We start from the raw sequence: 7,384 nt of genomic DNA, 5'->3' as shown, positions 1-7,384 counted from the left end.
CAATGCTGTGAGTGATAAAATTTTGTAAAAGAATAAAAACAATAAATTTAGGAAATGTATCTTTTTATCATATGAATGTTGAAATTTTAAAACAAAATTCAAATGAAAATCCATATATCTCTTTAAATAACAGTGTTTATTTAGAGACTAAATCTTCTGTTTCTAATAAAATTATAAAAGCAGAATTAAGTTTTAATAGAGATAAAATAGAAAGAAAATTAAATATGAATATTAAAAATTCTACAAAAAATGGTGGAGGAGAAAGCGAGAATATATATATTCATTTGAAACCAGAAGAGTATAAAAAATTTGTAGATAATGGCGATAAAGTAGAATATAACTTAAAAAGTAATAATAATAATGAATTAGTATTTGTAGGATTTAATGCAGATAAGACACCTGTTCCGCCAGTTCTTCCAGAGAGAAAATTTAAGAGTAAATTAGTAGAAAGCATAACAATAATTTCCAAATTAGTAAATCCTATAAAGGGAGATATATATTTTTCAGAAAGATCACCAATTTTAAAAAATGAAGAGATATCGTTAATAAATAGTAATATTAATTATATTAATCAACCACAAGATGGCTATGATTATAATAAAACTTTAGCATTAATAGGAAATATAGATAAATATAATAATTCTCAAGGGAAACATGATTTTGAAATTGAAGATGATAGAGGAAATAAAATATCAGGAGTTATAGGAAGTAGTGGAGGAGGAAGTCATTGGGAGAATTTAAATATAGGTGGAGGAAATAAAATATCTCTATTTTATAAAAGAGATGGAAATACTTATATAAAATTGGATCAATGGAATTATGAGTCTTCTCAGGGAAGTTTAGTAGTAAAACATTATACTGGATCTTCTAATACAGTAAATCAATATTATAGATTAGGTTTTCATCTTCCTAAGTTAGATTCTTTTATTTATTATGATAATAGTAATTCTCAAATAAAAAAAGAGGAGCAGATTATAAAACAATTATCATTAGATAGTGATATTATAGATTTAGGAAAATTACAACTTCAAAATTATAATATGGAAATAACTAAACAAAAAAAAGGCCTTTTGACAGATGAAATTGGTCTTAGAATAGAGTTTGAAGAAAGTGTAACTTTAATAGAAGAGGAAACTAAAATTCCGTATCCTATGAAAGGAATATTGAAATTAATTGATAAAAAAGAACCTAGTATGAATCTAACGTTTTTAACAGGAAAAGGGAAAAGTGCTAATTTATTTTTAGAATTACCAAAAGGATTGCCTAAAAGCAAAACTTATAAAATTGAATCCTCCAATAGCAATCCTATTATAAAAATAGGAAGAACTAAGCATTTTAAAAATTTAATATTAGGAATAACTTTAAATAAAAATCCATTAATTAAAGGAAGTAGTACACTGAGATTTATGCCATCATATTTAGATGAAAATAGAATAAATTTCAACTCAATAGACTATGATAAATTAGAGGAAATAAGTTTAAAATTTCCAAATCCAGATGGAGTTATTCTTGAAAATATTAAAGGGTATGGATTGCTAAAATCAAAGGCAGATGATGAAATATTTATAAATGGAATGTCTGTTGGAATAGTAGATAAAAATGAAAATTTAAATAAAAAAGATATATTATTAAAATGTGGAAGTATAATTACGATATTTTTTGAAAATGGAGATCTTTCTTTAGTTTTAAAAAGAAATGGAGCAAGTTTAGAAAGAAGTGAAAATTTAAATATACATATAAAAAGAAAAAATGAGAAAATAACAGAACATATGTTTAAGTTAGAATTTCCTAGTATTTGGTTTATTATAAAGGAAAAGATTCCAATGGATTTTGGAAATGTTTTTATTGGAGAAAAAAATAATTTAGCTAAAGGGGAAATTTTAATAGAAACATCAAAAGAGATAAAAGGAAATATAAGTATAGAAATAAAAGAAAAAAATATTGATTTATTTTCTATGTTAAAGGGAAAATTAAATGCTCAAATAGAAAATTACTACGTGAGTAAAGGAAGTTTAGATGATGAGTATATTATTAATATTAATGGAAAATTAGATATTCCAAAAGAAGTTGTTTTAGGTCAATATAAAGGAAGTATAGAAGTAATTATTTCAATAAAAAGATAAAAAAAGATCACTCTTTAAATAGAGTGATCTTTTTAATTTAGGACACAAAATGTTATTTTTGTATAAACAAGCTATAAATAAGTCTTGAACTAAGTGTGCATTATATATAAAGTGAACTATTACGGAAAAATACGTTCTTTTTATAAAAAAATGTTGTATTATAAGTACAAGTGTGATATAAATTATTTAAGGACTATTTAAAGATATTTTAAACTTTAGGAGGAAATCATGGAAAAATTAGGTCACATGCAATATGCAACACATTATTTAATGTGGGCTGTAGCTATATTAGGAGTTTCATTAGCATTAATTCAATCAGGACTTATTATAAAGAAAGCAATTGTAACTGGAAAAAAATTAGGAATAACAGATGAAAGTATGAAAAAAGGAATTAAAACAAGTGCGTTAGCAAGTGTTGGACCTGCAATGGGTGTTGTAGGAAGTTTACTAGCTCTTATAGTAACAATGGGATCAGCTGTATCTTTTGTTAGATTAAGCTTAATCGGTGGTTCAAACTATGAAGCCATGGCAGCTAACTTCGGAGCAAAGGCAATGGGGCATGAATTAAGTATGGATATGTTACCAGTTGTATTTACAAATGCTCTTTGGACAATGGCTTTAGGATTACTAGGATGTTTAATATTTGTATTTTTCTTTGCTCACAAGATGGATAAGGTAAATGGATTATTAACAAATGGAAGAAAAGCTTTATTACCTGCAATAGGTTTAGGAGCAATGTTAGGGTCATTTGCATTCTTTAATGTTGGAAATGTAATGCAGTATAACAAAAACCCAAATATCACTATATCAGCTCTTGTAGGAGCATTATTAATGTTCCTTTCAATGACAATAGGGACTAAGAAAAATATAGGTTGGTTAAAAGAGTGGAGTTTAACAATATCTATGTTTGGTGGAGCTTTTGTAGGAACATTTTTAGTATAATAAACTTAAATTAGTTAAATTAGGAGGAACAAACATATGAATATTTATGATAAGTATATAGACGAAGTAACTAAAATTGGTAGAGTTACAATATTATTAGGAGTAATTGCATCACTTGCTCCAGCTATGTTAATGACATTTTACTTTGGATTTAATCCAGGATTAGCAGCAATAGCTGCAGGAGCAATTTCTCAAATATCTGTATCTGGAGCTTTCTGGTTTAGTGAGCCAATCAGTTACTATCCAATAGTTGGAAGAGCAGGATTATACATGGGATTCTTATCAGGTAACCTTGTAAATATGAGAATACCAGCAGCAATTTCAGCACAAGAAGCATCAGGACATTTAGCAGGAACAGATGAAGGATCAATAATGGGTACAATTGGAATTGGAGTTTCAATATGGGTTGGAGCATTCTTCTTAGTTCTTTCAATTATAGCAGGAGAAACAATTTTATCAGCACTACCAGCATCATTTATGCAAATGTTAAATCTTATTATACCTGCATTATTTGGAGGAGTTTTCACTCAATTTGCAATGAAATCACCAAAAGCAGCAGTATTCTCTTTAGGAGTTTCATATGCTATGATTAAAATAGTAGACTTTATTCCAGGTAAACCAGCATTCTTAGTTACTGTAGTATCTGTATTTGCTACAATATACTATGCTAAAATACTTATGACAAAAGAAGCACAAACAAAAGCTCAAGCAGCTTAATTAAAATTATAAATTTTATAGTTAAGGGAGGTTAAAATGAATAAAGAGAGAATGATAGCTAATTTTATAGAGATGATAAAAATACACTCACCATCTTTAAAAGAGAAGGAGTATGCTGATTATTTAGTAACACTTTTAGAGGAAATGGGTCTTGAAATATACTTAGATAATGGATATGTAAATTATGGTGGAACAGCACCTACTATATTTGGAAAATTAAAAGGAAATGTTGATGGAAAGGGAGTTACTTTAGCAGCTCATACAGATGTAGTTGAACCATCAAAGGGAGTTAATCCAATTATTGAGGGGAATATTATTAAAACTGATGGAACTACAACTTTAGGAGGAGATGATAAAGGGGGAATAGCTTCAATTATCGAAACTCTAAGAACTATTATTGAAAATAATATTAGTCATGAAGATATCTATTTAATTTTAACTCCTTGTGAAGAGGATGCAATGCTTGGAGCAAAAAATATAGATTGGGATAGGGTTCCAACTCATATGATTCCAGCAAAGGATACTATTGTTATAGATAATGCTGGTAGGGCTGGTTTAATTGCTCATACAGCACCAAGTAGATATAACTTTAGAATAACTTTCAAAGGAAGAAAAGCTCATGCAGGAATAGAACCTGAAAAGGGACTGAATGCTATTCAATTAGCATCAATAGCAATTGGGAATATGAAAATGGGAAGAATAGATTCTTTAACTACATCAAATATGGGAACAATTGAATCAAGTTTCCCAAGTAATGTTGTTGCTGACTTATGTGTGGCAACAGGAGAAGTTAGAGGTCATTCAAAAGAGACAATCTTAGAAACTTTAGAAGGGTATAAAAAGTGTTGTGAAGATGCCGTTAGCTCTTTTGGTGGGGAGTTTGAATTTAAAGAGGTATGTGATTTTCCAGCATTAAAACCAATTGATGATTTAAAATTTGCAAAAGAGTTTGCAAAAGTATATGAGGCTATGGGAGTTGAAACTCAGCTTCAAGTTATAGGTGGAGGTTCTGATAGTAATATATTTGCTGAAAGAGGATATAATTCAATTATAATTGGAGTTGGAATGTATAATGTACATACTGTAAATGAGTCATTGGATGTTAATGAGCTTTGCAAAACAACAGAAGCGGTAATAAACTATATAAGCAAATAAGATAGATCCTAGAAGTGAAATTTACTTCTAGGATTTTTTATTTTTCTATAGGTAATAAAATATTAATTAAAGAGTATTCTTTATTATTGGTATCTAGCTTAGAAATATAATAGATTTCATAAAAATAGTTAGAACTTTTAAAATTATTTTTAGTGTTAAATTTTAATAAATTTTTATAATGAATATTACTTTCAAAAACAGCTCCTTCAACAAAAATAGAAGCTCCTTTTAAATTTACTTTTTCTCCACTTTCTTTAGTTTTAGAACCTATTAATAGTTCTGTATAAATAATTTTCTTTTCCTTTTCAAAGAACGCTCTATCTGCTTTTAAAATAACAAGAGTATCACTAATTTCATAGTTAATTTTAATTTTTTTAAAAGCTTTTCTTATGGCAAATTCTATCTCATCAACACTTGTAATATCTCCTATATAACTTCCTAGGGAGAAAAAAGATATATCTTTTATTGATATATTTTCATTTAAATTTTCTTTTCCAATAGAAATTGAACGTTCCATTATATTTAATGTTTTTTCAATCTCTTTTAATCTTTGAATCTCTTGAGAAATCATATTTTTTTGAAATGTTATTCCATCTAAAATACTATCTAAGGAACTTCCTGAAAACAATATATTTTTTATTTCTTGAACAGAAAAACCAAGTGTTCTGTATCTTCTAATAAAATCAATTTGTAAAAATTGATTTATAGAATAATATCTATATCCATTATTTTCATCTACATAAATAGGTTTTAATAATCCCTCTTTATCATAATGACGAAGAGTTTGTACTGTAATATTATTTAACTTAGCTGTATCTCCTATTGAAAACAATAAAATCACCTCAAAAACATTATATCTAATTTTTTTTAAAAATCCAATATAAATCCATTGACTCTATTGTAACAATAGAGTATATACTTTTTTTAGAAAATGAAGGAGGATTAAAATGTTTAAAGAATTTAATAAGTATGTATTACCATCTGTTTTATCTATGTTTATTTCATCACTATATGCTGTAGTTGATGGAATCTTTGTAGGAAGAGGTGTTGGAGATTTAGCCTTAGGAGCTGTTAATATTGTTGTTCCTTTGACTATTTTTTTCTTTGGTATAGCTTCAATGTTTGCTGTTGGTGGGGGAACATTAATATCAGAGAATTTTGGTCATAAAAAAATTGAAAATGGAGTTATTATTTTTAGAGAGGTTTTTCAGTTTCTAATAATAATAAGTTTAATCTTAAGTGTTTTATGTATTTTTTTTGCTAAGGAAATTGTAATTTTTTTAGGAGCTAAAGATGAATTAATTCCTCTTTCTGTAACATATTTAAAATATTATTCTATATTTTGTATTCCAAATATAATAGGGATCTCACTTGGAAGTTTTATAAGAAATGATGGCAATCCTAATTTAGCTATGATTGCTACAATATCAGGAGCGTTAACTAATATTTTATTTGATTATATATTTATTTTTAAAATGGATTTTGGAATTAAAGGAGCAGCTATAGCCACTGGAATAGGACAGAGTTTAACTGTTTTTTTAATTATGTTTCATTTCTTTTTTAAGAAAGGGCATTTATCTTTTGGTAAAAGTAAATTTAATAAAACAAATATTGAACATTTTGTAAAACTTGGATTTCCCTCTTTTTTTACAGAGATTACATTTTCAATAATTGTATTTTGTATGAATATGGCTTTACTAAAAATTGGAAGCAAAAATGAAATAGCTTCTTTTGGAATAATTAACTATATTACAACAAATATATATATGCTTTTATTAGGTTTATCATTTGGAGTTCAACCGTTATTTAGTTATTATTTTGCAGCTAAGAGTTTTAAAAAAGTTTCTTATTTTTATAAGATAAGTTTTCTTTCATCATTTTTTATTAATTTTATTTCATTTTTCTTTTTTTATAAATATGGCTACTCAGTAATTAGACTGTTTACCGAGGATCAAATAATAATTAAAGAAACATATGTTGGTCTTATTTTATTTAATTTATCATTTTTTATAATTGGATTGAATATTATTCAAGCAGGATATTATCAAGCAATAGGAAAACCCATGGACTCAAATATAATTTGTATATTAAGATCATTTGTATTTTTACCAATAATTATATATATTTTCACTAAATATTTTGGATTAAAAGGAATATGGTTAAGTGTTTTATTTTCAGAATTATTATCATTTATAACTTGGAATATTTATTTATTTATAAAAGAATATTCTCATAAAAAAATATTATTAAATTAAAAAGGAATTTTTTATTATTTTAGAATAAACTATCATACCTTTCTCTAAAGAGTTGCCATTTATTAAGATTTAACCTTCCAAAAAAGACTTGAAGTTTAAGTCTTTTTTATTTTTTTAAATATTAAAAGATTTTTTTGCTTTTTAACGTAATATAATAGAAATATTCTATTTTAAGGAGGTTTATTTTGGAGA

Annotated in this window: 6 protein-coding genes; 5 read left to right on the top strand and 1 reads right to left on the bottom strand. The window is 26.3% G+C overall.

Features of this window, described 5'->3' with window-relative positions; genetic code table 11:
* Positions 1-11 precede the first annotated feature (11 nt).
* The 4 genes from Q0V09_RS05395 (at position 12) to Q0V09_RS05380 (ending at position 4,937) form a co-directional block, all read left to right on the top strand.
* Positions 12-2,123, top strand: a complete 2,112-nt coding sequence (locus Q0V09_RS05395) for a hypothetical protein (protein WP_297487521.1) — start codon at positions 12-14, stop codon at positions 2,121-2,123.
* 228 nt (positions 2,124-2,351) lie between these two features.
* Positions 2,352-3,065 (top strand): DUF5058 family protein, encoded by a 714-nt coding sequence (locus tag Q0V09_RS05390; protein WP_297405889.1) that lies wholly within the window; start codon positions 2,352-2,354, stop codon positions 3,063-3,065.
* Positions 3,066-3,101: 36 nt separating this feature from the next.
* Positions 3,102-3,782 carry a hypothetical protein gene (locus Q0V09_RS05385; RefSeq protein WP_297405888.1) on the top strand — a complete coding sequence of 227 codons (681 nt, stop codon included), beginning with the start codon at positions 3,102-3,104 and terminating at the stop codon, positions 3,780-3,782.
* Between the two features lie 36 nt (positions 3,783-3,818).
* Positions 3,819-4,937, top strand: a complete 1,119-nt coding sequence (locus Q0V09_RS05380) for a M20/M25/M40 family metallo-hydrolase (protein ID WP_297405887.1) — start codon at positions 3,819-3,821, stop codon at positions 4,935-4,937.
* 37 nt (positions 4,938-4,974) lie between these two features.
* On the opposite strand, the gene Q0V09_RS05375 is transcribed toward Q0V09_RS05380, so the two are convergent.
* Positions 4,975-5,769, bottom strand: coding sequence for a MerR family transcriptional regulator (locus tag Q0V09_RS05375; RefSeq protein WP_297405886.1), 795 nt, complete (start codon positions 5,767-5,769; stop codon positions 4,975-4,977).
* 115 nt (positions 5,770-5,884) lie between these two features.
* Here Q0V09_RS05375 and Q0V09_RS05370 point away from each other — a divergent pair, with 115 nt between their 5' ends.
* Positions 5,885-7,192, top strand: a complete 1,308-nt coding sequence (locus tag Q0V09_RS05370) for an MATE family efflux transporter (protein ID WP_297405885.1) — start codon at positions 5,885-5,887, stop codon at positions 7,190-7,192.
* The last annotated feature ends 192 nt before the right edge of the window (positions 7,193-7,384 follow it).

This window comes from uncultured Cetobacterium sp., assembly GCF_947039425.1.
GTDB lineage: Bacteria > Fusobacteriota > Fusobacteriia > Fusobacteriales > Fusobacteriaceae > Cetobacterium_A.
This window is presented reverse-complemented; position numbering and strand designations above follow the sequence as displayed.

What these genes read in the sequence shown, in the direction of transcription:
- Q0V09_RS05390 (WP_297405889.1), top strand. Translation starts at nt 2,352, where the DNA reads ATGGAAAAATTAGGTCACATGCAATATGCAACACATTATTTAATGTGG.
- Q0V09_RS05370 (WP_297405885.1), top strand. Translation starts at nt 5,885, where the DNA reads ATGTTTAAAGAATTTAATAAGTATGTATTACCATCTGTTTTATCTATG.
- Q0V09_RS05380 (WP_297405887.1), top strand. Translation starts at nt 3,819, where the DNA reads ATGAATAAAGAGAGAATGATAGCTAATTTTATAGAGATGATAAAAATA.
- Q0V09_RS05385 (WP_297405888.1), top strand. Translation starts at nt 3,102, where the DNA reads ATGAATATTTATGATAAGTATATAGACGAAGTAACTAAAATTGGTAGA.